At 63.3% G+C, this 26,330-nt stretch carries 24 protein-coding genes and 1 tRNA gene; 13 read left to right on the top strand and 12 right to left on the bottom strand.

Going from position 1 to position 26,330, the window contains the following annotated elements; genetic code table 11:
* Nucleotides 1-19 precede the first annotated feature (19 nt).
* Nucleotides 20-829 carry a GPO family capsid scaffolding protein gene (locus AB1Z25_RS16030; protein WP_486635652.1) on the bottom strand — a complete coding sequence of 270 codons (810 nt, stop codon included), beginning with the start codon at nt 827-829 and terminating at the stop codon, nt 20-22.
* 148 nt (nt 830-977) lie between these two features.
* On the opposite strand from AB1Z25_RS16030, the gene AB1Z25_RS16025 reads away from it, so the two are divergent.
* Both AB1Z25_RS16025 and AB1Z25_RS16020 read left to right on the top strand, forming a co-directional pair.
* Nucleotides 978-2,744: a terminase large subunit domain-containing protein gene (locus AB1Z25_RS16025; protein WP_486635651.1), complete on the top strand. Its 1,767-nt coding sequence runs from the start codon at nt 978-980 to the stop codon at nt 2,742-2,744.
* Nucleotides 2,744-3,790 carry a phage portal protein gene (locus AB1Z25_RS16020; protein ID WP_486635650.1) on the top strand — a complete coding sequence of 349 codons (1,047 nt, stop codon included), beginning with the start codon at nt 2,744-2,746 and terminating at the stop codon, nt 3,788-3,790. The genes AB1Z25_RS16025 and AB1Z25_RS16020 overlap by 1 nt, the downstream gene beginning before the upstream one ends.
* A 109-nt stretch (nt 3,791-3,899) precedes the next feature.
* Here the strand turns inward: AB1Z25_RS16020 and AB1Z25_RS16015 are convergent, their stop codons facing one another.
* Nucleotides 3,900-4,568, bottom strand: a complete 669-nt coding sequence (locus AB1Z25_RS16015) for a hypothetical protein (RefSeq protein WP_486635649.1) — start codon at nt 4,566-4,568, stop codon at nt 3,900-3,902.
* Between the two features lie 826 nt (nt 4,569-5,394).
* Between AB1Z25_RS16015 and AB1Z25_RS16010 the strand changes: the two genes are divergently transcribed.
* Nucleotides 5,395-5,479, top strand: a tRNA-Leu gene (locus tag AB1Z25_RS16010).
* A 76-nt stretch (nt 5,480-5,555) separates the two neighbouring features.
* Here AB1Z25_RS16010 and AB1Z25_RS16005 read toward each other — a convergent pair.
* Nucleotides 5,556-6,290: a GntR family transcriptional regulator gene (locus AB1Z25_RS16005; RefSeq protein WP_486635648.1), complete on the bottom strand. Its 735-nt coding sequence runs from the start codon at nt 6,288-6,290 to the stop codon at nt 5,556-5,558.
* 337 nt (nt 6,291-6,627) lie between these two features.
* Here AB1Z25_RS16005 and AB1Z25_RS16000 point away from each other — a divergent pair, with 337 nt between their 5' ends.
* From AB1Z25_RS16000 to AB1Z25_RS15975, 6 genes are all read left to right on the top strand, one after another.
* The gene (locus AB1Z25_RS16000) at nt 6,628-7,638 is read left to right on the top strand and encodes an ADP-ribosylglycohydrolase family protein (protein WP_486637352.1); all 1,011 of its coding nucleotides are present in this window, start codon (nt 6,628-6,630) and stop codon (nt 7,636-7,638) included.
* Between the two features lie 4 nt (nt 7,639-7,642).
* Nucleotides 7,643-9,034: a purine-cytosine permease family protein gene (locus tag AB1Z25_RS15995; RefSeq protein WP_486635647.1), complete on the top strand. Its 1,392-nt coding sequence runs from the start codon at nt 7,643-7,645 to the stop codon at nt 9,032-9,034.
* Entirely contained in the window at nt 9,031-9,981 is a 951-nt protein-coding gene (locus AB1Z25_RS15990; RefSeq protein ID WP_235087280.1) for a PfkB family carbohydrate kinase, read from the top strand. The genes AB1Z25_RS15995 and AB1Z25_RS15990 overlap by 4 nt, the downstream gene beginning before the upstream one ends.
* A 457-nt stretch (nt 9,982-10,438) precedes the next feature.
* Nucleotides 10,439-10,843 (top strand): ProQ/FINO family protein, encoded by a 405-nt coding sequence (locus tag AB1Z25_RS15985; RefSeq protein ID WP_107798484.1) that lies wholly within the window; start codon nt 10,439-10,441, stop codon nt 10,841-10,843.
* Nucleotides 10,844-11,002: 159 nt separating this feature from the next.
* Complete coding sequence (locus AB1Z25_RS15980; RefSeq protein ID WP_486635646.1) at nt 11,003-11,476, top strand: hypothetical protein; 474 nt, start codon at nt 11,003-11,005, stop codon at nt 11,474-11,476.
* A gap of 2 nt (nt 11,477-11,478) precedes the next feature.
* The gene (locus AB1Z25_RS15975) at nt 11,479-11,892 is read left to right on the top strand and encodes a YchJ family protein (protein ID WP_253315092.1); all 414 of its coding nucleotides are present in this window, start codon (nt 11,479-11,481) and stop codon (nt 11,890-11,892) included.
* A 16-nt stretch (nt 11,893-11,908) separates the two neighbouring features.
* Here AB1Z25_RS15975 and AB1Z25_RS15970 read toward each other — a convergent pair whose 3' ends face one another.
* Nucleotides 11,909-12,403, bottom strand: a complete 495-nt coding sequence (locus AB1Z25_RS15970) for a glutathione peroxidase (RefSeq protein ID WP_486635645.1) — start codon at nt 12,401-12,403, stop codon at nt 11,909-11,911.
* A 271-nt stretch (nt 12,404-12,674) separates the two neighbouring features.
* On the bottom strand, nt 12,675-13,244 hold the full coding sequence (gene dcd / locus AB1Z25_RS15965) for a dCTP deaminase (RefSeq protein ID WP_048412542.1): 570 nt from the start codon (nt 13,242-13,244) through the stop codon (nt 12,675-12,677).
* 175 nt (nt 13,245-13,419) lie between these two features.
* On the opposite strand from dcd, the gene AB1Z25_RS15960 reads away from it, so the two are divergent.
* The 4 genes from AB1Z25_RS15960 (at nt 13,420) to AB1Z25_RS15945 (ending at nt 17,086) form a co-directional block, all read left to right on the top strand.
* On the top strand, nt 13,420-13,683 hold the full coding sequence (locus tag AB1Z25_RS15960) for a FeoA family protein (RefSeq protein WP_199225814.1): 264 nt from the start codon (nt 13,420-13,422) through the stop codon (nt 13,681-13,683).
* On the top strand, nt 13,680-15,452 hold the full coding sequence (gene feoB / locus AB1Z25_RS15955) for a ferrous iron transport protein B (protein WP_486635644.1): 1,773 nt from the start codon (nt 13,680-13,682) through the stop codon (nt 15,450-15,452). Before AB1Z25_RS15960 ends, feoB begins: the two co-directional genes overlap by 4 nt.
* An 88-nt stretch (nt 15,453-15,540) precedes the next feature.
* Nucleotides 15,541-16,008 (top strand): bacterioferritin, encoded by a 468-nt coding sequence (gene bfr, locus AB1Z25_RS15950; protein ID WP_043591049.1) that lies wholly within the window; start codon nt 15,541-15,543, stop codon nt 16,006-16,008.
* Between the two features lie 145 nt (nt 16,009-16,153).
* Complete coding sequence (locus tag AB1Z25_RS15945; RefSeq protein WP_227104449.1) at nt 16,154-17,086, top strand: dihydroorotate oxidase; 933 nt, start codon at nt 16,154-16,156, stop codon at nt 17,084-17,086.
* Between the two features lie 36 nt (nt 17,087-17,122).
* Here the strand turns inward: AB1Z25_RS15945 and ettA are convergent, their stop codons facing one another.
* The 7 genes from ettA to AB1Z25_RS15910 form a co-directional block, all read right to left on the bottom strand.
* On the bottom strand, nt 17,123-18,790 hold the full coding sequence (gene ettA, locus AB1Z25_RS15940) for an energy-dependent translational throttle protein EttA (RefSeq protein WP_107798490.1): 1,668 nt from the start codon (nt 18,788-18,790) through the stop codon (nt 17,123-17,125).
* 230 nt (nt 18,791-19,020) lie between these two features.
* The gene (locus tag AB1Z25_RS15935; RefSeq protein ID WP_019100492.1) at nt 19,021-19,500 is read right to left on the bottom strand and encodes a DUF456 domain-containing protein; all 480 of its coding nucleotides are present in this window, start codon (nt 19,498-19,500) and stop codon (nt 19,021-19,023) included.
* Between the two features lie 49 nt (nt 19,501-19,549).
* On the bottom strand, nt 19,550-21,607 hold the full coding sequence (gene ppk1 / locus AB1Z25_RS15930; RefSeq protein ID WP_107798491.1) for a polyphosphate kinase 1: 2,058 nt from the start codon (nt 21,605-21,607) through the stop codon (nt 19,550-19,552).
* A 71-nt stretch (nt 21,608-21,678) separates the two neighbouring features.
* Nucleotides 21,679-21,951, bottom strand: coding sequence for an oxidative damage protection protein (locus AB1Z25_RS15925; RefSeq protein ID WP_048409108.1), 273 nt, complete (start codon nt 21,949-21,951; stop codon nt 21,679-21,681).
* 87 nt (nt 21,952-22,038) lie between these two features.
* On the bottom strand, nt 22,039-23,343 hold the full coding sequence (gene argA / locus AB1Z25_RS15920; RefSeq protein WP_107798492.1) for an amino-acid N-acetyltransferase: 1,305 nt from the start codon (nt 23,341-23,343) through the stop codon (nt 22,039-22,041).
* 144 nt (nt 23,344-23,487) lie between these two features.
* Nucleotides 23,488-24,930, bottom strand: coding sequence for a S41 family peptidase (locus AB1Z25_RS15915; protein ID WP_227104445.1), 1,443 nt, complete (start codon nt 24,928-24,930; stop codon nt 23,488-23,490).
* 27 nt (nt 24,931-24,957) lie between these two features.
* The gene (locus tag AB1Z25_RS15910) at nt 24,958-26,286 is read right to left on the bottom strand and encodes a murein hydrolase activator EnvC family protein (protein ID WP_486635643.1); all 1,329 of its coding nucleotides are present in this window, start codon (nt 26,284-26,286) and stop codon (nt 24,958-24,960) included.
* Nucleotides 26,287-26,330: the final 44 nt, after the last annotated feature.

Below are 26,330 nucleotides of genomic sequence, written 5' to 3'. Positions count from 1 at the left end.
GGTGATGGGTGAGGGCTGATCAGCAGTCGGTGACGTGTTCGACGTCGCCGCCGGTGGCGGGGGCGCGCGCCGGGTTGGCTGGCTCTTTGCTCAGCCTGACGACCAGAGCCTCATGCTCAGCCTTGCCTGCGGCGACTTGCTCGCTGAGCGTCTTGAACTGAGCAGCAGTCGGCATGCCGCTGAACTGTTCCAGCAGCTCGCCCTGACTCTCTGCAATGGTTTGGACGGCGGCGGACAGCTCGGCGGTGTCGGCGCTTTGACGTTTGGTGAACTTGCCAATCAAGCCCTTGATCTTGTCGTTGAAACCGGCCAGCGCGCTGGTGCCGTCTTCTTCAAGCTCCAGGGTGAATTCGACGGCTTCGGTGAACAGATTGCCGGGGCTGAGCTTGCGGCCGGCCAGCGGGTTTTTGCTCTGGGTGGCACTGAACTTCAGCATTTCGCAACCCAGGCTGGCCGGGTCGTCGGTGACGGCCAGGCCCACCAGATAGGCTTCGCCGGTGCCGGCAAAATCCGTGTCCACTTCGATGGACGCGAATATCTTCTGGCGCGCCTTGTTCATCGCCACCAGATCCTCGGTCGGGTCGACAACGACGAACAGCCCCAACTTTTCGTCTTCAACCTTTTCCGCGCCCACCTCCAGAATGTCGCCATAGCGCTTGAACGGGCCATCGGGCAGCAAGCCCTTGAAGTGCTCCAAGTTGACGCGGGCGGCGTACTTTTTCGGGTTGTAGTTGGCGGCCATCTGCTCAATCCAGCTGCGTTCGATAATGCGGCCGTCGGTGGTCGCGCCCTCGGTGGCGACACGGAATTTCTTTGCCTTGCTTGCCATGGTTTGCTGTCCTCGGTCGGGTATGGGTCGTGGCGATGCGCCCATATTCCGGCGGTGAGGCCGTGCCGTCATCGACATGTCGTTGTGTCACGCCGCAGGACAACCGGCATGGCGGGATTTAGCCGGGAGCGCTCTGCACACTCGCGGCATGACAAGCACTTTTCCCATTCCCGACGATCTGGACCCGCGCCGCCTGGCCAAGCATCTGTACTTTCAGGGCTGGCGGGTGGCGCGCATTGCGGAGACGCTGAAACAGAAGCCGGCGACCATCCATAGCTGGAAGCGCCGCGACCAGTGGGACGACACAACGCCACTGGAGCGCGTGGATTGTGCGCTGGAAACGCGCATGATTCAGCTGATCAGCCTGCCGACGAAGGGAAACAGCGAATACAAGGAGCTGGACGCCCTCGGCCGGCAGATGGAGCGGCTGGAGCGAGTGCGACGCTTTCGCGACGGCGGCAACGCGGCGGACCTCAACCCAAAGGTTGCGAACCGCAACGCCGCGCCGAAGCGCCAGCCGGTCAAGAATGCGATCAGCGAGGAACAGGCGGCCCAGCTTAAGGCCGCTTTTCTGGAGCGGATGTTTGGCTACCAGAAACACTGGCACAGAGCCGGCCTGGCGGAGCGCGACCGCGTCATTTTGAAGTCGCGGCAGATCGGGGCTACCTATTATTTCGCCCATGAGGCGCTGATTGATGCCATCGAAACCGGCCGGAATCAGATCTTCCTATCGGCCTCGAAAAGCCAGGCGCTGCTGTTCCGCAACTACATCGTGAAGTTCGCCGCCCAGGTGGCGGACGTGGAACTAAAAGGCGAGACGATTATCTTGCCCAACGGCGCGGAAATGGCATTCCTGGGGACCAACTCGCGCACCGCGCAGGGCTATCACGGCAACCTGTATCTGGACGAATTTTTCTGGATTCCGCGATATCGCCAATTGAGGGACTTGGCGGGCGCTATCGCCTCGCAGTCCCGATACCGCAGCACTTACTTTTCCACGCCTTCCACCATGACGCATGAGGCGTACAAGTGGTGGACCGGCGACGAGTTCAACCAGGGCAGGCCAAAAGCCGAGCAGGTACAAATCGACGTCAGCCACGGTGCGCTGCAAGGAGGCGCGCGCGGCGGTGATGGCCTGTGGCGCCAGATTGTGACAATTGAGGACGCCCAGGCCAGCGGCTGCAACCTGTTCAATATCGAATACTTGCGCCGCAAGAACACGCCGGACGTTTTCGCCCAGCTCTACCTGTGCCAGTTCATCGACGACGGTGCATCGGTATTCAGCTTCAACCTGATGCAGCGGGCCATGGTGGACAGCCTTGAGGAGTGGGGCAGCGATTGGAAGCCCTTCACCTTGCGACCGTTCGGCAATCGCCCCGTGTGGCTGGGCTACGATCCGGCCAAGAGCGGCGACAAATCGGCGCTGGTGGTGCTGGCGCCGCCAGCCGTCCCTGGTGGCAAGTTCCGCATTCTGGAGCGCCACCAGTTCCAGGGCGCGGATTATGAGGCGCAGGCCAAGTTCATCAAAGATACTTGCGACCGCTTCCATGTGGCATACATCGGCATCGATAGCACTGGCCTTGGCTCCGCCGTTTATCAACTGGTGCAGAAGTTCCGGCCGGATGCGGTCTCCTTCGATTACAACGTCGAGCTGAAAACCAAGATGGTGCTGAAGGCGATGAACGTGCTGGGCAATGGTCGGCTGGAGTACGACGCCGGCCATACCGATATCGCCGCCAGCTTCATGTCCATCAAGAAAGTACTTACACCATCTGGCCGCCAGGCGACATATCAGGCCGGACGTTCCGAAGAAACCAGCCACGCGGATCTCGCGTGGGCCACGATGCACGCCCTTTTCAACGAACCACTTGAAGGCGCGACCACCACCAATTCCAGCCTCATGGAGATTTTCTGATGCGTAACCGTTATCGCCTTCTTCCCCACACATCACCGCCGCATCTTGGCACGCCGGCAGCCGCCGGCGACAGCGGTTCGCCGCTTGCGTTTACTTTCGGCGAGCCGGTGCCGATGTTGGATCGGCGCGAGATCATGGACTATCTGCAGTGCATGGGCAATGACCATTGGTATGAGCCGCCCATCAGCTGGGATGGCCTGGCGCGTAGCCTGCGCGCCAATGTCCACCATGCCAGCGCGCTGACGGTAAAGCGCAATGTGCTGGTCAGCACCTTCAAGCCGCATCGGCTGCTGAGCCGGTCGGCGTTTTCGGCTTGGCTGATGGATTATCTTGTCTTCGGCAATGCTTACCTGCAGGTCATCACCAACAGGCTGGGCGGAGTGATGGAAATGAAGCCGGCGCGCGCCAAGTATGTGCGACGCGCGAAAGACCTGCTCGGATTCTGGTGGGTGCCGGGATACGATCAAGAGCAGCTGCTTGCCGGCCAGGTGATGCACCTGATGGATGCGGACATCAATCAGGAGGTGTACGGCCTGCCGGAATACCTGGCCGCGCTGCAATCTGCATGGCTCAACGAATCGGCTACGCTGTTCCGCCGCAAGTACTACCTGAACGGCTCGCACGCCGGCTTCATCTTGCATCTATCCGACACCGCCCATAACGAGAAGGACATCGACGCCATGCGTCAGGCATTGAAGGACAGCAAGGGGCCGGGCAACTTCAAAAACCTTTTCCTCTACACGCCGAATGGCAAGAAAGACGGAGTCCAAGTTATCCCGCTCGCCGAGGTGGCTGCAAAGGATGAGTTTTTCAATATCAAGAGCGTGACGCGCGACGACGTGCTGGCCGCACACCGGGTTCCGCCCCAACTACTTGGCATCATGCCTGGCAACGTCGGCGGCTTTGGCGATGCGCCAAAGGCGGCTGGGGTGTTCTACGAAAATGAGATCAAGCCGCTGATGATGCGGGTGCAGGAGGTTAACGACTGGATGGGTGAGGAGGTGATCCAGTTCGGAGAGTACGCACTAGCCACCCCCCCAGGCTGACACGCCCCATTGATCTATGGGTTTGGGGAGCAACGGAACGGTTATGTTCTGCTGCGCACAACCGTTCCGTTGCTCCCCAAACCCCAAACTTACCGATCTGTCCGCCAGGTCAGACCTTGATCGGACCAAACATCCCCGTGTTGATCAGAGCATTCCAGATTTTCTTTATCGCCTGCCCGGTCTCTTGGCTCACAAACAATGACGATCGGCTACCATGTGGCTGACCAAGGAAGTAAGGACGCATTGATTCCCATGTTTCGGCTACCTGCGACCACCTCCAGCAAGGCACCTCCATTTCCAGAAGCAATGGAATGGCAACAGACAAAGGAATTGTTCCATCTGCTTCAAGGGTTTTATTCCATTCGCACTTGACCAGTATGGGTGTTGCGTTTGAGCTGTATAGCTGCACGCCCAACCTTTCTGCCGTGATAGTGGCAGCTGGGTGGTGGGGAAGTGCAGCAACGGAGTCCATGACTTCCTGTCCATCGCCATAGGGGCAGGTGATAAACCCGTTAGCGAAGTATCGTGTGTGGTCGAGACCTTCGTATCCACACTTAGAACTTGGGCTCGTTTCTGGGTACTGGCTATTGTGGTGAAAAACCAGTGGATGCCATGAGGGGTAGGCGTCAACTACTGGGCCAAGTTTATCAACGATGTCCCGTAGCGCCTCTTTGCTACGCGCCCGCTGGTTCTCATCCGCATCCCGTGGCCTAGGGACAAGGTAGGCCTCAACCTGCTCATATCCGATCCGTGCCGCTTCGTCCGCTCTGAATGCCATGTGTCACTCCTCGTACAATGTCATTCTCGCATGATGCGCTATTTGTGTGCATAACTCAATAAACTTATGCGCGTAGTTCGTTTGTTATGAAATCGCGCGATTCTCCGGGGGGCGGGTAGGTAGAGGGTCGGTGGCCGTGGGGAACGAGGAGTCCGAGGATCGGACCTAGAAGCTATGCCACGAAAAATGCCAATAGCCTAGCTGTTTTTCCCATTCTACTGCTCCCCAAACTAACTACCAGCCCAGCGGATGCGAGGCTTTTTTTTCCATGTATGACAATCTGTACAATCTCAGGCCGCTAAGGAGGCCCACTAGCCCCCGGCGCGCGCTATCGAAGCCCCGCCTCGCCCCCGCACTAAATAGGCCGGGATTTATGCACCTGCATAGATGCCCCGCAAACGCCCTAGGTGCGGCGCTCCGGTCGGCTGATGGGGTGGCTTGGTTCATTCACTTTCATGCGCGCTATGCATGCAAATCTTAAGTTACTCCTTATATATACTGATTCACATTTAAACAACGGAGTGGATTTTAGAGTGTTTTTGTTTTTAATGCTTTGATTTGTAATGATATGCAATGGATTGCAAATCCGTCTACGCCGGTTCGATTCCGACCCCCGCCTCCAGTTAAAGCCCCGTAAGTCAAAGACTTGCGGGGCTTTTGCTTTGTTCGGCCCGCGCCCGCAATCGCCAAGCTCAGCGTGGTTTCTCCTCTTTATCCCGGATCGGGATCAGGCCCGCCGTCCCCCGCGGCGGCGTGCCATGGCCTTGATCGCCATCCCTGTTTGCCAGCGGCCCGGCTCTGGGATAGAATCGCCGTCTCTTTGCCCGCCCCGGTGGTGAAATTGGTAGACACAAGGGACTTAAAATCCCTCGACTTCGGTCGTGCCGGTTCGATTCCGGCCCGGGGCACCACTACGGCAAAACCGTCCACGAGACGAAAACAACCCGCACAGCCTGGCGCTGGGCGGGTTTTTTTTATCGGCTTCTCTTAAAGCTGCGCCTCGAATTCATAGAGATCGCTGCGGCACAAAACTTCGCTGAACTCCAATACCTGTTCCGCCGCGTTCAAGCTGGTCTGCCGGATGCGCAGCAGCGGCGTGCCGGCCTGCACATGCAATAGGGCGGCGCTGTCCTGATCCGCCGCGCAGGAGGCCAGACGGAAGGTCTTGCGGCCGATCTCGACGCCATGGCGTTCCCACCATTGGTATAGCGAGTGTTCCAGACGCTCCGGTTCGGGCAGGTAGGCCAGCGGGATATAGGTGGTTTCCAGCGCCGCCGGCGTGCCGTCCATCAGCCGCAGGCGGCGCAGCTTGGCGATGTCCGCGCCGACAGGCAGGCGCAGCAGGCTGGCGATGGCGGCCGGCGCGCTTTCCCGCCGCCGCAACAGCCACTGATTGGCCACGCTGCTGCCGCTGCGCAGCACCTGCTCGGTGAAACCTCCGCTGTCGTTGAGCGAATAGCGAAAGGCTTGGGCGACGCGAGTGCCCTGGCCTTGCTGACGGGTGATCAGCCGCTTGCGTTCCAGTTCCGCCATCGCCTTGCTGATGGTGACGCGCGACAGTCCCAGTTTTTCCGCCATCTGCCGCTCGGTCGGCAGGAACGCCCCTTCGGGCAACTGGTGCTGGCGGATGGCCTGTTCCAGCGCGTCGGCGATCAGCAGATAGCGCGGCGTTGCGCCGGGCTGCCGCAGGCTGGCGGACAGGCATTCCAGAATCTCGCTCATATCGTGTGAAAGCTCCTGTGCGTGCGGGCTTCAGTCTAAATCAATGCCGACGGCAATGGGGTGGGCTGAGCTCTGTGGCATGCTTTCCTGATCAATAGTATGGTTATGTACTATTGGATTTGTATTGGACTTATCATACGATGCCAATCGAAGTCCATGGTTCCTGTTTACGCTCGCATTGCGCGAAGGCCGGGCAAGGCGAAACAGCCGGGAAAGCGGAATGCGCCTGCGAGGCATGGGCGTTTCGCGGGCGGCTCCTGGTTTCCTTGACGCGTGGCGGATCGTAAACGGGTTCTGGCGGTCGATGGGCATCCTGGCGGAGAGGCAGGGTTTGACGATGATCAGCAAGGGCTACCAGTCCATTCTCGGGGCCCTGTACGGGCAGGCGGCGGGTGATGCCATGGGCATGCCTTCGGAGCTGTGGCCGCAGCGGCAGGTACGGGCGTTTTTTGGTTGGATAGACGATTTTCTGCCGGGCCCGGCCGAGAATTTCGCCGCTTCCGAGTTCGCCGCCGGAGAGTTTACCGACGACACCCAGCAGGCCATCGCCTTGATGGACGCGTTGATCGCCGCGGACGGCGCGGTAGAGCCGGAGCGCATCGCGGACAACATCATCGCCTGGGCCGAGCGCATCGACGCCTTCAACAAGAATATTCTGGGGCCCAGTTCTAAGGCCGCGCTCAGGGCTATTTTGTCCGGCCAGTCCATTGATTCTCTGGGCGCCAACGGCGTGACCAACGGCGCGGCGATGCGGGTGGCGCCGCTGGGTTGCCTGCTGTCCAGCCAGGACCGCGCGGCTTTCGTGCAAGCGGTGAGGCTGAGTTGCAGCCCCACGCATCAGTCCGATATCGCGGTGGCCGGGGCGGCGGCCATCGCCTGGGCGGTGTCGCGGGCGGTGGAGGGCGCGGCCTGGTCCGACATCAAGGCCGAGCTGCCCGCCATTGCCGATCTGGCGCAGCTGGAGCGGGTGACGACGTTCAGCCCCTTGCTGAGCCGGCGCTTGGCCTGGGGCTTCGAGCTGGCGGAAGGCTTGCGGGGCCAAGACGATGCGGCCGTGGTGGCCGAGCTGTACCAGACCTTGGGCGCCGGCATGAACACCATAGAGTCGGTGCCCGCCGCCTTGGCCCTGGTGGACTGCGCGCAAGGCGATCCGCGCCGCTGCGCGGTCTTGGCGGCGAATCTGGGCGGAGACACCGACACCATAGGCGCGATGGCGACTGCGGTGTGCGGCGCCTTGCAGGGGGCGGACGCCTTGCCGGCCGCATGGCGGGAACGCATCCGGGACGTGAATGGCGTTGATTTCGAATCTTACGCGCGGGCTTTGTGCGCATTGCGGTTTAGGGGGTGAGGGGATGAGCGATGTACAAGCGGTAGACGGCTGGCGGCTGGAGAGCGCGGGCATAGATCTGGTGCCGGAGCATGAGTGCAAGGGCCGGCCGGTGGAGTTGTTCTGGGTATGGCTGGCCGCCAATATCGGCATCCTGGGCGTGGTGTACGGCGGCATCGTCACCAGCTTCGGGCTGTCGTTCTACCAGTCCTTGCTGGCCGCGGCGGTCGGAGTGGCCAGTTTCGCGCTGGTGGGTTTGACCAGCATTGCCGGCCAGCGCGGCCGCACTTCCACGCTGACCTTGTCGCGGGCCATTTTCGGCCTGCACGGCAACGCCGCGCCCACCGCCTTCAGCTGGTTCAACCTGATGGGCTGGGAGGCGGTCAATGTGGTGACCGGCGCCTTGACGCTGGCGGCCTTGTGCCAGTCGCTGGGCATGGCGGAAAGCCGTCCGCTGACCGCGGTCTGCTTGTTCCTGTTCATCGGTCTGACCATCGTGGTCAGCCTGCTGGGCCAGGCCACCGTGGTCTGGATGCAAAGCTGGCTGAGCCGGATCTTCGGCAGTATGACCCTGGTGGTGATTCTGTACGTGGCGACGACCGCGAACTGGGGCGCCATCTTGGCGCGGCCGGACGGCGACTGGCTGACCGGTTTCTGGCCGGCGGTATCGGTGATCGCCGCGGGCACCGGCATCAGCTGGGCCATCGCCGGCGCCGATTACAGCCGTTACCAGCGGAGCGGAGCGTCCGGCGGCAGCATTTTCGGTGCGGTGATGGTGGGGGCGTCGCTGCCGCTGATGCTGCTGATCTTCACCGGCGTGCTGTTGTCGGCGCAGATCCCGGATCTGGCCAGCGCGGCCAATCCCATCGCCAAGATCGGCGCGGTGCTGCCGGCCTGGATGGCGGTGCCCTATCTGCTGACCGCTACCGCCGGCATCGTCACCATGGCCGTGCTCAGCCTGTATTCGGCCAGCCTCAATCTGCTGACCATAGGCGTCAAGGTCAGGCAGGCGCAGGCGGTGTCCATCAATGCGCTGATCGTGCTGGCCATCGCCGCTTACGTCTTGTTCGTGTCCAGCGACTTCCTGGGGCCCTTCATCGCGTTTCTATTGTTTTGCGGCGTGTTTCTGGCGGCCTGGGAGGCGGTGTTCGTGCTGGATTACCTCTTGTTGCGTCACCGCCAAGGCTATGAGGCCGCGGCCCTGTCCGGCGACGGGCGGCAGGCCTTCCGCGGCGGTCCGCTGCTGTGCTGGCTGCTGGGCGCCGCTTGCGGCCTGCTGGTGAGCAAGACCGGCTTCATCGACGGCCCGCTGGCGGTGGGCGTTTTCGCAGATTCCAGCCTGGGACTGTTTGTATCCTTTGGGACCAGTTTGCTGGCTTATGGATTGTATTTGTTGCTGAAGGAGCGACGCGCATGACCATTCCGTGTCCAAACTATCATCCGACCAGAGCCATCCTGGCTTTGGGCGGCGCCGTGGGCGACGTAGTGTTGACCCTCCCGGCCTTGCCGCGCAGCGGCGCCGACGTGGAGGCGTTGCAGCAGGAACGCGAGATCGGCGGCTGCGCCTTCAATGTGGCGCGAGCGTTGCGCCAGTTGAACGCTCCCGTGATCAACGGCATGCCGGTGGGCAACGGCCCTTGGGGCGCGGCGATAGACGCGGCCATGCGGGAGCTGGGCTTGCCGGTGCTACTGCGCAACGCGGATCGCGACAACGGCTGGTGCGTGGCCATGGTGGAGCCCAGCGGCGAGCGCAGCTTCATTTCGATCTCCGGTTGCGAGACGGAATGGACGCGCGAGCAGTTGGACGCGCTGCCCTTGCCCGCCGACGGCCTGGTGTACGCCAACGGCTATGAACTGGCCGGAGAGGGCGGAAGGGCGTTGCGCGCCTGGCTGCTGGCCTTGCCGGCGGAACAGCTGCGGGTGATAGACCCCGGTCCGCGCGTCGTCTTGCTGGAGCCGGCGTTTCTGTCCGCTCTGAGCGGCACCGAGACCTTGCTGACGCTGAACCGGGACGAGATCGCCCTGTTGTGCGGCGACGGCGATCCGGTGGCGGCGGCGCAGCGTTTCGCCAAGGATTACCGGCTGACGCTGATCTGCCGGCTGGGGCAGGACGGCGCCTGGGTGTGCCCGGGCACCGACGCGCCGTGGCACCTACCCGGCTACCAGGTTTCGGTGGTGGACACCATCGGCGCCGGCGACGCGCATTGCGCCGGCTTGTTGGCCGGCCTGTCCAGCGGCTGGCCGCTGCATTACGCGGTGGATCTGGGCAACCGGCTGGCGGCCTGCGTGGTGGCCAGCGCCGGCCCTGACGCGGCGACGGACTGGGACAGCTTGAATCGCCGCTTTCCCGTCGCCTGCCTGTAAGCAGCCGGATCACGCTTGAGAAAGTGGCAAAAGAAAGACGGGATAAGGGCGGAAAGGGCGCAATCGGCGTCTAATGCTGGACATCAAGGGGCATTACTTAGTACTCTCCCTCCCTCGTAAGCGCCAGCCCGAGCGAGGGAACGCCCGGAGCGTTCCGTCTGGTGTTTTCGCCCATGACCGCCAAGTCGGCTCCTCCGCCGACAAACAGCGGCGGTCGATGGGGGCGGGCGCCTGGTCTTCGGACCGGCCGCGCCGCTTGGGCCCGGTTCCAGGCCTTCGCCATGTTCGGCGATTTTTTACGGCGCGCCGGCGTCTTGCCGGAGCGCCTTGGTCAAACCGCATTACGATGTCGTCATTTTTTCACCGGCTGTCAAGCTGGCCGGGCGGCGGGTTGCGGCGCTTCGCTTGATTGGGCAGCATGCGCTGCTTTTGCATCAATGGATCTAGATAGAAGTTCATGAAGCCAAATACTGAAACGGCACTCGGTGCTGCACTTAAGTCCGCTGTACAAAGTCTGTCCAAGAAAAAGCAGACCGAGATGATCGCGGATCATGTCTACAGCAAGTTCGACGTTTTCCGCCAGTTTCGTCCGCTGGCCTTGGGCATCCATGAGAGCCTGATCGCGGCTTTGCCGCAGTTCGACTCTACGCTGATCTCCCGCGTGGTGGCCAATCACTGTCGCAAGCCGCGCTACGTGAAGTCTCTGGCGCGCGGCGGCAAGCGGTTCGATCTGGCCAACAAGCCGGTGGGCGAAGTCAGCGCCGAGGAGAAAAAGGCGGCGGAACAGATGTCCGCGCCCAAGCCGGCCGCGGCGGCCCCTGCCCCGGCTCCGGCCGAACCCGCAGGCGACGCGGCGGAATAAGCGTGCCGCGGCCGCGTGGCATGAACGTAAAACAGCCTGACAGACCCGTTTGTCAGGCTGTTTTGCATTGGCGGGACGGAACATTGGCGTGGGCGGGGCGGTCGCAGCAGAACGCGCCGTGCGGCGGCGCCGAATCAGGACAGGAGTAGAATTCCCGGCATGAAACGTTATTTCTTGTGGGCCGCGATGGCCCTGAGCTTGTCCGCTTGCAGCGCGCTGCAGCAATTGGGCGCGCCCATCAGCTCGCATCCTTCCTCGCCGGGCAAGAGCCGGCCGCAGACGGCGCCGGCGCCCAGCGCCAAATCGGACGCCTTGCTGCGGGAAGCCAACCGCCTGGCCGACAAGGTCAAGAGCGGCGAGTTGACCCGGCTGGCCGCCGCGGATCAACTGGGCGCGTTCCGGCTCAAGGCGGTGGGCTCCAATCCCATCGACGACAACACCTTCGCCATGTACCGCTATCTGACGGTGGAGCGCGAGGCGGGCCGCATCGACCAGGAAACGTTTCGCGCCAAGATGGACGAGCGTCTGCGCGAATGGATGCGACGCTGGCCCAAGATGAATCCGAAACCGGCCGAGCCGGCCTTCACCAACTTCCTGCTCAAGCTGTACGGCTTGCCGGCCCTGGGGGCTTGAGCATGGGCAAGAAAGCCAAGCCGGACGCGGCCGGCTGTCCCTGCGGGCTGGGCGGCGCTTACGCGGCCTGTTGCGGCCGTTACCTGGGGGCGGACGGCGCGCCCGCGCCCACGGCGGAAGCCTTGATGCGTTCGCGCTACACCGCTTACGCGCGCGGCGACGAGGCGTATCTGCTGGCGAGCTGGCATCCCAGCACCCGGCCGCAGGCGCTGGATCTGGCCGCGGACGCCGGCGTGGTCAAATGGCTGGGCTTGGAGGTGTTGGCGACGGAGGCCGGCGGCGCGGCCGACGCCGAGGGCGTGGTGGAGTTCTCCGCGCGCTACAAGGTGGGCGGCAAGGCCGAACGCATGCGCGAGCGCAGCCGCTTCCTGCGCGAGGACGGCCGCTGGTTCTATCTGTCCGGCGAACTGAGCTGAGCTGTCGCTAGAGAATCTAGCGCTTCTGCGTTCGCAGCAGGGTTTCGATGGCGCGCTCCAGCGCCGCCGGCTTGACGTAGGGGGCGAAACGCTTGCGGATGCGCCCTTCGCCGTCCACCAGGAATTTGGTGAAATTCCATTTGATGCGCCGGCTGCCCAGCAAGCCGGGCTTGGCGGCGACGAGATGACGCCAGAGCGGATGCGCGTCGGCGCCGTTGACGTCGATCTTGGCGGATAGCGGGAAGCTGACCCCGAAATTCTTCTGACAGAACTGGCCGATGGCGGCGGCGTCCCCAGGCTCCTGGTTGCCGAACTGATTGCAGGGGAAGCCGATGATCTCCAGGCCTTGCTCGCGGTAGCGCTGGTACAGCTGTTCCAGGCCGCCCAATTGCGCGGTGAAGCCGCACTCGCTGGCGGTGTTGACCAGCAATAGCACTTTGCCGCGATAGCTCGCCAGCGGCAGGGTCTGCCCGTTTAAAGACTCAATGGAAAAATCATATATGTCCGGCATATTTCCGCCTTTCGCCAAAGCGAAGATCATGGCAAGAAACCGGAGGCAGGGCAATGGGATCGGCGGATAAAAAAAAGGGGCGCAACGGCAAGGGGGAACCGCTACGCCCCAAGAAGAAATCAATTGCTGTACAAGGGCCGACCAACCGGGAAAGTCAGCTAACCCTCTGTTTATCCTAGAACATTAAGGTGAAATTGCGAGGACGGATTTGGCGGGATTTAAATGACAAAGGGATGGCTAAGCCATCCCTTTTTTGCTGGCGGGAAGCGTTTCAGGGGCGCGGAAGGGTCACGCCCACCTGGCCCATGTATTTGCCGGCGCGGTCGCTGTAGGACACGTCGCAAATTTCATCGGATTCGAAGAACAAGACCTGGGCCACGCCCTCGTTGGCGTAGATCTTGGCCGGCAGCGGCGTGGTGTTGGAGAACTCCAGCGTCACATAGCCTTCCCATTCCGGTTCGAACGGGGTGACGTTGACGATGATGCCGCAGCGGGCGTAAGTGGATTTGCCCAGGCAGACGGTCAGCACCGAGCGGGGAATACGGAAGTATTCCACGGTGCGGGCCAGCGCGAAGCTGTTGGGCGGGATGATGCAATAGCCCTTGCCGGAGACTTCCACGAAGGAATTGGGGTCGAAGTTTTTCGGGTCGACGATGGTGCTGTTGATATTGGTGAACACCTTGAATTCGTCGGCGCAGCGGATATCGTAGCCGTAGCTGGACGTGCCGTAGGAGATCACCTTCTGGCCGTCCACCATCTTGATCTGGTTGGGCTCGAAGGGTTCGATCATTTTGTACTCGTCCGCCATCCGGCGAATCCACTTGTCCGATTTGATGCTCATTGTCTTGGGCCCGTAGCTTGTCGATTGATTGTCCGCGATTTTAACCGCAAGCGCAGTGGCCGGCTATCGATAATCCATCGTCGATCCGGATAGGACAATGCTATTGATGCAGGTCAAGCAGGGCGGGAATTGCCGCGGTTTGCCGATATTCGACGGGGTTCGGCTGGATATACTAATGCAAACCATTCTCGTTCTTGATCGGATCATCATGTTGACTTTGGATGCATTCCCCGCCGGACGCCACGGCGTGGTCGACAGCCTGGAGCTGGCCGAAGAGGCCATGCGCCGCGTCGCCGCCTTTGGCCTGGAGCCGGGCTGCCGGTTTTATCTGCGTCGGGCGGCGCCCTTGGGCGGGCCATTATTGCTGGACGTCGGCGCCACGCGCTTCCTGCTGCGCCGCAGCCTGGCGCGCCTCATCGTGGCAAGGGTGGCGGTATGAAGCGTTTCGCCCTGATCGGCCTGCCCAATACCGGCAAGTCCACCTTGTTCAACCGTCTGACCGGCATGTCGCAGCGCGTCGGCAACTGGCCGGGCCTGACCATAGAGTTGAGCAGCGCGCGCCTGTTGCTGGGCGGCCACATGGTGGAGTTGGTGGATTTGCCCGGCGTCAATGATTTGACCGGCTATTCCGACGACGAGGCGGTGGTGCGCGACGTGCTGCTGGCCAGCGCCTTCGACGGCGCGGTCCTGGTGCTCAACGCCAGCCAGCTGGACCGGCAACTGCCGCTGGCCTTGCAGGTGCTGGCCAGCGGCCTCAACTGCCTGGTGGTGCTGAATATGGCCGACGAGGCCAAAGCCCTGGGCGTGAGCCTGGATGTGGAGCGCTTGTCGGAGCGCCTGGGCGCTCCGGTGTTTCTGGCCTCGGCCCGGCATATGCAAGGCTGGCCGCCGCTGATGGCGGGTTTGAACCGGCTGGCCAACGACGGCGGCCCGGCGGCGCGCGCCAGGCTGGACGCGGTGCCGGACACCCGGGAGGCGATGGCGGAGGCCAAGCGGCGGCTGGCTGGGTGCTGGGCCTTGCCGCCCGTGCTGCCGGCGGGGCTGACGGAGAAGATGGACCATTGGCTGATGCATCCATGGCTGGGCCTGCCGCTGTTCTTCGCCCTGATGGCGCTGCTGTTCAATCTGACGTATCAGATCGGCACCCCATTGCAGGAGCTGGCCGGCGCCGGCCTGGACTGGATCAAGGAGCAGGCGCTGACGCCCTTGCTCGCGCCCTTGCCCGAGATTGTGCAGAGCCTGGCGCTGGACGGCATCTGGCAGGGGGTGTCGACGGTGCTGACCTTCGCGCCCATTTTGCTGGTGTTTTTCGTATTGATGGCGATGGTGGAGGATTCCGGCTACCTGGCGCGCGCCGCCTATCTGACCGACGCCTTCATGGCGCGGCTGGGGCTGGACGGCCGCGGCTTCGTGATGCAGCTGATGGGCTTCGGCTGCAATGTGCCGGCCATCATGGGCACCCGGGTGATGCGCGAGCGCAAGCAGCGGCTGCTGACCATGCTGGTGATCCCGTTTTCGCTGTGTTCGGCGCGTTTGCAGGTGGTGGCGTTCTTCGCCGGGCTGTTGTTCACGCCGACGCAGGCGCCGTGGGTGTTGATGGGGCTTTATCTGATGAGCTTCGCCGTCGCGGTGTTGACCGCCTGGGTGTTCAAGCGCCGTTACGCCGGCGGCGAGGCCTTCTTGCTGGAAGTGCCGCCGTACCGGCTGCCCGGCTTGAGCCATTTGCTGAGCCGGGCGGTGGGGGAGGTGCGCGCCTTTCTGCAACTGGCCTCCAGTTTCATCCTGTTGGGCGTGGTGCTGGTCTGGCTGCTGACCCATGTGCCGGCCGGCGAGGGCAAGACCCTGGCCGACGCTCTGGGCAGCCTGCTGGCCCCGGTGCTGGACCCGATAGGCATCCGCCACGAACTGGCGGCGGCCTTGCTGTTCGGCTTCATCGCCAAGGAAATCCTGCTGGGCAGCCTGGCGGTGATCTACGGGGTGCCGGAGGCCGGCCTGGGCGCGGCCTTGTTGCAACATCTGGATTGGCGCTCGGCGATGAGCTTCCTGATCTTCACCTTGATCTACGTGCCCTGCCTGTCCACGGTGGCGGCGATGTACCGCGAGTCGCGCAGCAAGGCCTACACCGCGATGTCGGTGGCGTGGTCGGTGGGACTGGCCTGGTTGTTGTCGTTCGCGTTTTATCAAGCCGGCGTGCAACTGTGGCCCTGAGGGCTTAGAATGAATGGTTCGCGAATTCCGTTCGCGCCGGCGGCGCGCCCGCCGGCGTTATTGAACTACAACAACAAGAGGTCGTTTTATGCAAGGTGATCCCAAAACCATCGAGTTGCTGAACGAACTGCTGGCGGAAGAACTGTCCGCCGCGGACCAGTATTTCATTCATGCCGAGATGTACAAGGACTTCGGTCTGCACAAGCTGTTCGAGCGCATTGATCACGAGCGCGAGGACGAGTTGTCGCACGCGCGGGTGCTGATCGCGCGCACCTTGTTCCTGCAAGGCAAGCCGAACGTGGCCAAGCGCGTGCCCATCGTGGTGGGCGAGAACGTGCGGGCGATGCTGGCCAGCGATCTGGAAGTGGAATACCGCGTCGGCAACTTGCTGAAAAAAGTGGTGGCCCACTGTGAGAGCGTGAAGGACTACGTGACGCGCCAGGAACTGATGGTGCTGCTGGAAGAGACCGAGAACGACCACGCCCACTGGCTGGAGCAGCAACTGCGCCTGATCGATATGGTGGGTGAGCAGAACTATATCCAGTCCCAAATGTAAGCTCCGGGGATTTCGGCGTTAAGACGCGGCCGCCTTCAGGGCGGCCGTTTGTTTTGCGGCGTCCGCGCCGGTTTTGACTTGGCGCAGCATGGCCGGCGAGGCTTGCGTCTATCATCGCCGGCAGATGAATTCGCCGGAGGGCGCGATGTCGCTGGATCTATCCGTTTCCTGGCTGGGCATGAAGATGGCCAGCCCCCTGTTCAACGCTTCCGGCGTCTATTGCCGCACGCGGGAGGAACTGGAGCAGGTGCGCCGCTCCGCCGCCGGCGCGGTGGTGACCAAGAGCTGCACGCTGGAGCCGCGCGCCGGCAATCCCGAGCCGCGTTATCGGCGCACCGCGCTGGGCAGCATCAATTCCATGGGCCTGCCCAACGAGGGCTACCGCTATTACCTGGACTACGCCCAGGCTTACGACGACGCCAAGCCGCTGTTTCTGTCCGTGTCCGGCATGACGCTGGACGACACCCTGACCATCCTGACCGAACTGGCGGCGCTGAAGCTGCCCTGCCTGCCGGAGGTGAACCTGTCCTGCCCCAATCTGCCGGGCAAGCCGCAGCTGGGCTATGACTTCGCCGCCAGCGCCGAGGCTCTGGCGGCGATCAGCCGGGTGTACGCGCGGCCGTTCGGCGTCAAGCTGCCGCCGTATTTCGATCCGGCGCACTTCGCCGCCATGGCCGCGGTGTTGAACGCCTTCCCGCTGCTGCGCTTCGTCACCTGCATCAACTCGGTGGGCAACGGCCTGGTGATAGACCTGGACAGCGAGTCCGCGGTGATCAAGCCCAAGGGCGGGCTGGGCGGCTTGGGCGGCGACTACGTGTTGCCGACGGCGCTGGCCAATGTGCGCGAGTTCGCTCTGCTGCTGGCCGACAAGCATGTGATAGGCTGCGGCGGGGTGAAGAGCGGGGCGGAGGCCTTCATGCACATCCTGGCCGGAGCCGCCGCGGTGCAGGTGGGCACCTGCCTGCACGAGGAGGGCGTCAGCGCCTTCGATCGCATCGAGGCGGAGCTGGCCGCCATCATGCAGGCCAAGGGTTACCAGCGGCTGGATGAGTTCCGCGGGCGGCTGAAGACGCTGTGAGCGCATGAAAAAAGCCCGGAGAACCCGGGCTTTGTTTTAGCGGCTGATCGGCTTGTAGCGGATGCGCTTGGGCTTGGCGGCTTCCTCGCCCAGGCGTTTCTTCTTGTCGGCTTCGTATTCCTGATAGTTGCCGTCGAAGAAGGTCCATTGCGATTCGCCTTCCGCCGCCAGGATGTGGGTGGCGATACGGTCCAGGAACCAGCGGTCGTGGGAGATCACGAACACGGTGCCGGCGTATTCCAGCAAGGCGTCTTCCAGCGCGCGCAAGGTTTCCACGTCCAGGTCGTTGGACGGTTCGTCCAGCAGCAGCACATTGCCGCCCTGGAGCAGGGTTTTGGCCAGGTGCAGGCGGCCGCGTTCGCCGCCGGAGAGCATGCCCACCTTCTTCTGCTGATCGGCGCCCTTGAAGTTGAAGCGGCCGAGGTAGGCGCGGCTGGACATCTCGAACTTGCCCACGGTGAGGATGTCGGCGCCGGCGGCCACGTCCTCGAACACGGTCTTGTCGCCGTCCAGGCCCTCGCGAGTCTGCTCGACAAAGGCCATCTGCACGGTCTGGCCGATCTTGACCTCGCCGCTGTCCGGCTGTTCCTTGCCGGCAATCATCTTGAACAGCGTCGATTTACCGGCGCCGTTGGGGCCGATGATGCCGACGATGGCGCCCGGTGGGGCCTTGAAGCTGAGATTGTCGATCAGCAGGCGGTCGCCGAAGCCCTTGGACACGCCGTTGAACTCGATCACCTCATTGCCCAGGCGCTCGGCCACCGGGATGAAGATTTCCTGGGTTTCGTTGCGCTTCTGGGTTTCGTAGCTGGACAGTTCCTCGAAGCGGGCCAGACGCGCCTTGGATTTGGCCTGACGGCCTTTCGGGTTCTGGCGCACCCATTCCAGTTCCTGCTTCATCGCCTTCATGCGCGCGCCTTCGCTCTTGGATTCCTGCGCCAGGCGGGCTTCCTTCTGCTCCAGCCAGCTGGAGTAATTGCCTTTCCACGGGATGCCTTCGCCGCGGTCCAGTTCCAGAATCCATTCGGCGGCGTTGTCCAGGAAGTAGCGGTCGTGGGTGACGGCCACCACGGTGCCGGGGAAGCGCACCAGGAATTGCTCCAGCCATTCCACCGATTCCGCGTCCAGGTGGTTGGTGGGTTCGTCCAGCAGCAGCATGTCGGGCTTGGACAGCAGCAGCTTGCACAGCGCCACGCGGCGCTTCTCGCCGCCGGACAGCGGGGCGATCTTGGCGTCCCACGGCGGCAGGCGCAGCGCGTCGGCGGCGATTTCCAGCTGGTGTTCTACGTTGTCGTTGGCGCCGGCGGCGATGATGGCTTCCAGCTTGGCCTGTTCTTCGGCCAGCGCGTCGAAGTCGGCGTCCGGGTCGGCGTAGGCGGCGTAGACCTCTTCCAGGCGCTTTTGCGCGCCCATCACGTCGCCCATGCCGCTTTCCACTTCCTCGCGCACGGTTTTTTCAGGGTCCAGCTGCGGTTCCTGCGGCAGGTAGCCGATCTTGACGCCGGCCAGGTGCTGCACCTCGCCTTCGTATTCCTTGTCCGCGCCGGCCATGATGCGCAGCACGGTGGATTTACCGGCGCCGTTCAGGCCCAGCAGGCCGATCTTGGCGCCGGGGAAGAAGGACAGGGAGATGTCCTTGATGATCTGGCGCTTGGGCGGAACGATCTTGCTCACGCGGAGCATGGACATTACATATTGTGCCATCGGTATTCACGCTGGATTGAAGGGGATAAACCGGGATTCTACCAAATCCCCCGGTGTAGAGCCTGTTCAAAGTCTCGCGAGCAAGGGCGAGACAAGGCAAAAACGGCTGAAGAAGCGGAATGTACATACAGTACATGAGCATTCTGAAGCCGGTTTCAACGCCGTATCGCTGAAGCGCAGTAGACGTTGAATCGGTTCTTAGGTCAGCCGCGCGGCCGCGTAGCCGGCCGCTAGAACAGTAGCGCCAGCGCCGCCGTCGCCAGCATGGCGAAGGCGCAGGCCACCTTGGCCACCGCGCCGACGATGAAGCCGATAAAGGTGCCGATGCCGACCTTGCCGGCCTGGAAGGCGTCCTTGCGGGCGATGAACTCGCCGATGACGGCGCCGACCAGAGGGCCGAGCAGCACGCCGGCCAGGCCGAAGAACATGCCGACGATGCCGCCGATGAAGGCGCCCCACAGCGCCTGGCTGCTGGCGCCGCTGGCCTTGGCGCCCAGCAGGCCGGCGAAGAAATCGATCACCAGGCCCAGCGCGGTGAGCAGGGCCATGATGATCAGGCTGATGGCGCCCAGGTGGTTGAAGTTGTCCAGCCAGGCGGCCAGCAGCAGGCCGCCGAACATCAGCGGCAGGCCGGGGATGATGGGCAGCATGGTGCCGGCCAGGCCGGCGACGATGAGCAGGGCGGCAAGACTGTAGCCGGCGATTTCCATGGTGGTCCTTGCGGGGGAACGCGCCCGCGGCCAGGCCGCGGGCCGGGTGTCAGCGGGTGTACTCTTCCAGCAATTGCAGTTGCGCGCAGTGCGGCTTGCCGCGGGAGGTGCGGCGCTTGTAGCTGCCGTCCGGCAGCATGTCCCAGGCGTTGACGTTGTCGTCCAGATAGAGACGCAGCGCTTCCTTAATCACCCTGCGCTTGAGTTTGACGTCGACGATGGGCACGCAGGTTTCGATGCGGCGGAAGAAGTTGCGGCCCATCCAGTCGGCGCTGGCGATCAGCAGGTCTTCCTTGCGGTCGTTGTGGAAGTAGAACACGCGCGGGTGTTCCAGGAAGCGGCCGACGATGGAGCGCACGACGATGTTGTCGGACAGCCCCGGCACGCCGGGCCGCAGCGCGCACACGCCGCGCACGATCAGCTGGATCTTGACCCCGGCCTGGCTGGCGCGGTACAGCGCGTGAATCACTTGGCTTTCCAGCAGGGCGTTCATCTTGGCGATGATCTGCGCCGGCTTGCCGGCCTGGGCGTGGGCGATTTCGCGGTCTATCGCCTCCATCACCATGCTGTGCAGGGTGAACGGGCTTTGGAACAGCAGCTTGAGCTGGCTGGCGCGGCCCAGGCCGGTCAGCTGCACGAAGATGTCGTTGACGTCGCTGGCGATCTGCTCGTTGCAGGTCAGCAGGCCGAAGTCGGTGTAGAGGCGGGCGGTGCGCGGGTGGTAGTTGCCGGTGCCCAGATGCACGTAGCGGCGCAGGCCGTGTTCCTCGCGGCGCACCACCATCAGCATCTTGGCGTGCACTTTGTAGCCGATCACGCCGTAGACCACGTGGGCGCCGGCGTCTTCCAGCCGGCTGGCCCAGCCGATATTGGCTTCCTCGTCGAAGCGGGCCATCAATTCCACCACCACGGTCACCTGTTTGCCGGCGCGGGCGGCGGCGATCAGCGATTCCATCAGCACCGAGTCGGTGCCGGTGCGGTACACCGTCATCTTGATGGCCACCACGTGCGGATCGGACGCGGCCAGCGTCAGCATGTCTATCACCGGCTGGAAGCTCTGGAAGGGGTGATGCAGCAGGATGTCGCCTTTGCGGATGGCGTCGAACAGCGGCGTTTTCTTGCGCAGCATTTCCGGCAGCGTGGGGATGAAGGGCGTGAACTTCAGGTCCGGCCGGTCCACCAGGTCCGGCACCTGCATCAGCCGCACCAGATTGACCGGGCCGTTGACGCGGTAGACGTCGCGCGGCTTGAGGTTGAACTGGGTCAGCAGGAATTCTTCCATGTGCGCCGGGCAGGTGTCGGCGATCTCCAGCCGCACCGCGTCGCCGAACTGGCGCTGGCGCAACTCGCCTTGCAAGGCGGTGCGCAGGTTTTTCACTTCCTCGTCTTCCACCGTCAGCTCGCTGTCGCGGGTGACGCGGAATTGGTAGCAGCCCTTGACCGCCATGCCGCTGAACAGCTCGTGCACGTGCGAGTGCAGGATGGAGGACAGGAAGACGAAGGTGTGGCGATGGCCGTCGCTGACGTCCGCCGGCAGCTTGATCACCCGCGGCAGGATGCGCGGCGCCTGGACGATGGCGATGCCGGAGGCGCGGCCGAAGGCGTCGCGGCCTTCCAGCTCCACCGCGAAGTTCAAGGATTTGTTCAGCACCTTGGGGAAGGGGTGGGATGGGTCCAGACCTATCGGGGTCAGGATGGGCATCAGTTCGCGGAAGAAGAAATCCCGCACCCATTGCTGCTGAGCCGGACTCCATTCATTGCGGCGCAGGAAGATGATGTTTTCCTCGCGCAGCGCCGGGAACAGCACTTCGCTCATCACCGCGTACTGGTCGCGCACCAATTGGTGCGCGGCGGTGGCCACCTTGGCCAGCGCCTGTTCCGGCGTGGAGCCGTCGGCCAGGATGCGCTCCGGCGTGGCCTCGGCGGTTTCCTGCAGCCAGGCCACGCGCACTTCGAAGAACTCGTCCATGTTGGAGGACACGATGCACAGGAATTTCAGCCGTTCCAGCAGCGGCAGGTTGGCGTCTTCCGCCTGGGCCAGCACGCGGCGGTTGAATTCGAGCAGGCCAAGTTCGCGGTTGATCAGCAGGTCTTGCGTGTGTGACATACGGGGTTCAAGCCAACAGTGGAGAGTTCAGGGAAAAACAAAGCCCTCGCTTGGAGGGCTGGGCATGGCGATTAGTTCTGCGGCGGAGTATAGCCGGCGGGAGCGTCGGCGCCGTCGCCGAAGAAATAGGCTTCCAGCTGCGCGGCCAGATACTGGCGGGCGCGGGCGTCGGCCAGGCTCAGGCGGTTTTCGTTGATCAGCATGGTCTGATAGCGCAGCCAGCCTTGCCAGGCTTCCTTGGACACGTTCTCAAACACTCGCTTGCCCAGTTCGCCCGGCAGCGGCGGGAAGTCGAGGGCCTCGGCTTCGCGGCCCAGCTTGACGCAATTGACGGTTCTGCTCATGGCGCAATCCTTAAAATATCGGAAAAAGGTTAATTCAATATTGTGTCACAGAGATGAAACGCTTCCAACCTCGACGCGGCCCTAGGCTTACAAGACCTTGACGAAAACCTTGGAGCGGCGCTGATAGTTGTAGAACTGCTGCCGCGCCAGCGGCAACGCGCTCTTGTCCGCTTCGGCGAAGCCGCGCTCGACAAACCAGTGCGCGGTCTGGGTGGTGAGCACGAACAGCGATTGCAGGCCCTGGGTGCGCGCCTGGTATTCCACATGTTTGAGCAGCATCTCGCCGAAGCCGCCGTCGCGCTTGTCCTGAGCCACCGCCAGGCAGGCCAGTTCGGCGGTGCCGGAGTCGGGGAAGGAGTGCATGGCCACGCAGCCGTAGATCTTGCCGTCGTGCTCCAGCACCGAGTATTCGCCGATCTCCACTTCCAGGTGTTCGCGGCTGCGCTTGACCAGCACGCCTTGTTCTTCCAGCGGCTGGATCAGGCCGATGATGTCGCCGATGTCTTCGATGCTGGCGTTGCGCACCCTCACCAGCGGATCGCGGGCGATCATGGTGCCGTTGCCGCCGCGGGTGAAGTGTTCCACCAGCAAGGCGCCGTCGGCGTGGCGGCTGATCAAGTGGGCGCGCGGAATGCCTTCGCGGGTGGCGCGGATGGCGTAGGGCAGGTAGGCGCTGACGTCTTCCTGCAGCCGGCCGGAGGCCAGCAGATCCTCGGCCTGCTGCGCGGTCAGCGTACTGATCAGTTCCTCGTCCAGCATCACGCCGCGTTGTTCGATCACGAAGATCAGCTTTTCCGCCTTCAAGGTGATGGCGACATGGGTGGCCAGTTCTTCCATGGTCAGGTTGAAGGCCTCGCCGGTCAGCGAGTAGCCGATGGGCGACAGCAGCACCAGCTCGCCGTGGTCTAGGCGGGCGCGGATGGCGGCGCCGTCGGCGCGGCGCACCTGGCCGGTGTATTGCATGTCCACGCCGTCCAGCACGCCCAGCGGCTGGGCGGTGACGAAGTTGCCGCCGGCCACGCGCAGATGGGCGCCGTGCATCGGCGAATTGGGCATGCCCATGGACAGCAGCGCTTCGATGTCGCAGCGGGTGGCGCCGGCCGCCTGCTTGACCACATCCATGGTGGCGGCGTCGGTGACGCGGCGGTCGCGGTGGAACAGGCGGGCGATGCCGTGTCGTTTCAGCAGGCCTTCGATCTGGGGGCGGATGCCGTGCACCAGCACGATGCGCACGCCCAGGCTGACCAAGAGGTTGATGTCCTGGGCCAGGCTGGCGAATTCGCCGTCCTGCAGGGTTTCACCGCTAACGGCCAGCACGAAGGTCTTGCCGCGGTAGGCGTTGATATAGGGGGCGGCTTCGCGAAAGGAAAGCACGAATTCGCGGGTAAGCATGGGGTCAGCGGCTCCGGCCGGAAAACTAGGGTTGAGCCGGATAGCGTAGCAGGAATGACGGTGTTTTGCAGGAGGACAATAGCGGGCACGCATGAAAAACGCCCCTGGAAAAACCAGGGGCGCGGGATGGCTGCCGTCGCGGGATCAGCTGCCTTTTTTCTGCAGGATTTGCTGCACCTTGAGAATGTTCAGCGCCTGCGACAGCTGGTTGTCGTTCTTGGGGTTGGGATCGCGCGGACCGAACTGGCTCTTTTCTTCCGGCTTGGCCTTGTCCTTGCCGTCGTCCGGCTTGGCCGGGGCCGGCTGGGGGGCCGGAGCGGGAGCCGGCTTGACGCTGCTCTTGGACGCCGGCTTGTCCTCGCCGTTGGGGTTGGCCAAGTGGTTTTCCAGATCGGCTTCGCGCACGCGGATGGCTTGTTCCGCCGCGGTCAGCGTGCCGTCCTCTACCACCACGTCGGGCACGATGCCCTTGGCTTGGATCGAGCGGCCGTTGGGCGTGAAGTAGCGGGCAGTGGTCAGCTTGATGCCGCCGGCGTTGCCCAGCGGCATGATGGATTGCACCGAGCCCTTGCCGAAGGTCTGGGTGCCCACCAGCACTGCGCGCTTGTGGTCTTGCAGCGCGCCGGCGACGATTTCCGACGCCGAGGCGGAGCCGCCGTTGACCAGCACCACCAGCGGCACGTTGCGGGCTTCCACCGGCAGCCGGGCCAGCGGGTCGCTGCCGTTGGGGCGGGCGTAGTTCTGCAGATTGGCGGTCAAGCGCATCTTGGCGTCCGGCGTGCGGCCTTCGGTATAGACCACCAGCTGGTTCTTGGCGAGGAAGGCGGCGGACACGCCGACCGCGCCGTTGAGCAGTCCGCCCGGATCGTCGCGCAGGTCCAGCACCAGGCCTTTCAGCCCCTGCTTGTTTTCCTTGTAAAGCGCCTGCACGCCGGCGGCCAGGTCCTCGGAGGTGTGCTCCTGGAACTGGGTGATGCGCACATAGCCGAAGTCGGGCTCCAACAGCTTGTATTTGACGCTCTTGGTCTTGATCACCGCGCGCGCCAGCGTGAACACCAGCGGTTTGGTCTCGGTCTTGCGGGCGATGGTCAGCGTGACCTTGGTGCCCGGCTTGCCGCGCATTTTCTTCACCGCGTCGGTCAGGGACAGGCCGCGCACCGGAGTGTCGTCGATCTTGATGATCAGGTCGCCGCTCTTGATGCCCGCCTTCTGCGCCGGCGTGTCCTCGATAGGGGACACCACCTTGACCAGGCCGTCCTCGGCGCCGATCTCGATGCCCAGGCCGCCGAATTCGCCCTGGGTGCCTTCCTTGAGTTCCTTGAAGGCCTCCGGGTCCATGTAGTCGGAGTGCGGGTCCAGACCGGTCAGCATGCCCTTGATGGCGGCGGTGATCAGCTTCTTGTCTTCCACCGGGTCGACGTAGTCCTGCTTGATGCGGCCAAACACTTCGGCGAAGGTGCGCAGCTCGCTCAGTGGCAGAGGGGATTCGCCCTTGTCGGCAAAGGCTTGCATGCTCAGCGTCAGCACGCCGCCGGCCATGGCGCCGGCCACTAGCCAGGCAATCTTCTTCATTCTTTGGCTGCTCATGTTTGTTATCTGTCTCCGTTGCCTGGCTTAGCGCGCCCAGGCTTGCGGGTTTAGGGGTCGTCCCATGTGTCGGATTTCAAAGTACAGGCCGGATTCGCCGCTGTCCAGTGTTCCTGTGTTGCCGATCGTGTCGCCGGCCTTGACGCTGCTGCCCACGGATTTGCCTATCACCGATAGTCCGGTATAGACCGTCATGTAATTGCCGCCGTGATCGACCAGAACGGCGTTGCCGAAACCGCGCAGTTGATCGGCGAACACCACGGTGCCGTCGGCCACGCTGCGCACCGGGGTGCCGTTGGCGGTCTGGATGAACAGGCCTTTCCAGCTGACGCCTTGCTGACGCGGCTTGCCGAAGCGGCCGACCAATTGTCCGGCCACCGGCATTTTCATCCGCCCCTGCAGGCTGACGAAGGCGCGGCCGGCGGCGCTGTCGTCGGCCACGTCGGTGATGGCTTCCTCTTTCACCGTGACCGTCTGCTTGGCTTCCTCCGGCACCGGCTTGCCTTGTTTCTTGGCGTTTTCCGCCAGCTTGCGGCGGCGTTCGTTTTCCTTGCGCGCGGCTTCGCGGGCGGCGGCCAGCCTGGCCTTGCGTTCTTCCGCCGCCTTGCGCGCGATCTCGGCACGGCGACGCTGGATTTCCTTGTTGATCTGGGCGATCAGGCCGGTCAGGCGTTTTTCGTTTTCCTGCAACTGGCTGAGTTTGCTCTGTCCCGTCTTGATCTCGCCGGTGACCTTGTTGAGTTCTTGCTGCTGGCTGGCCTTGTCCTGCTGCAGCGAGCTCTTTTCCTGGCTCTTGCGGTCCGACAGCGAGTTGAGCCGCGCCAGTTCCTGCTCCAGCTGGAAGGACAGCGCTTCCAGCTCGTGCTGGTGGGTGATCAGCTGGGCCACCAATTGCTGTTGGGCGCGGGCGATGTGCTGATAGTAGGCGAGGTCGCGCGCGCTCTGATTGGGGTCGTTCGCGTTCATCATCAGCTTCATCGCGTCGTGCTGGCCGCTCTTGTACTGGCGCGCCAGCATCAGGGCCACGCGCTGGCGCACCGCGGCCAGGCTGTTGCGGCTGGCGTTGATCTGGGCGCGCAGCGCTTCGAGCTGCTGTTCCGAGCTGCTTTGTTTCTTTTCCAGCTTCACCAGCGCCTGGCTGGTCTGGCTAATGGCTTGTTCCGATTCCTTGATCGCCGATTGCGCTTCTTTTTGCACCGCCTGTTTCTGGGCGATGTCTTTTTTCAGGGTGTCGATTTCCTTGCGCACCGATTTGAGATCTTGCTGGTGCGGGGCGGTGGACAGCGCGGCGGAGGCCGGAGGCGCGGCGTGGCTGGTTCCGGCGATCAAGGCCGCCATCAGGACATAGGGTTTCATGGCCGGGAATATGCTTTCTGCTTGGGCCGCGGGCCGGACGCCCC

This window comes from Chromobacterium sp. HL1, assembly GCF_057418835.1.
The sequence above is the reverse complement of the archived record's forward strand: the minus strand, read 5'-3'. Positions and strand labels throughout refer to the sequence as shown.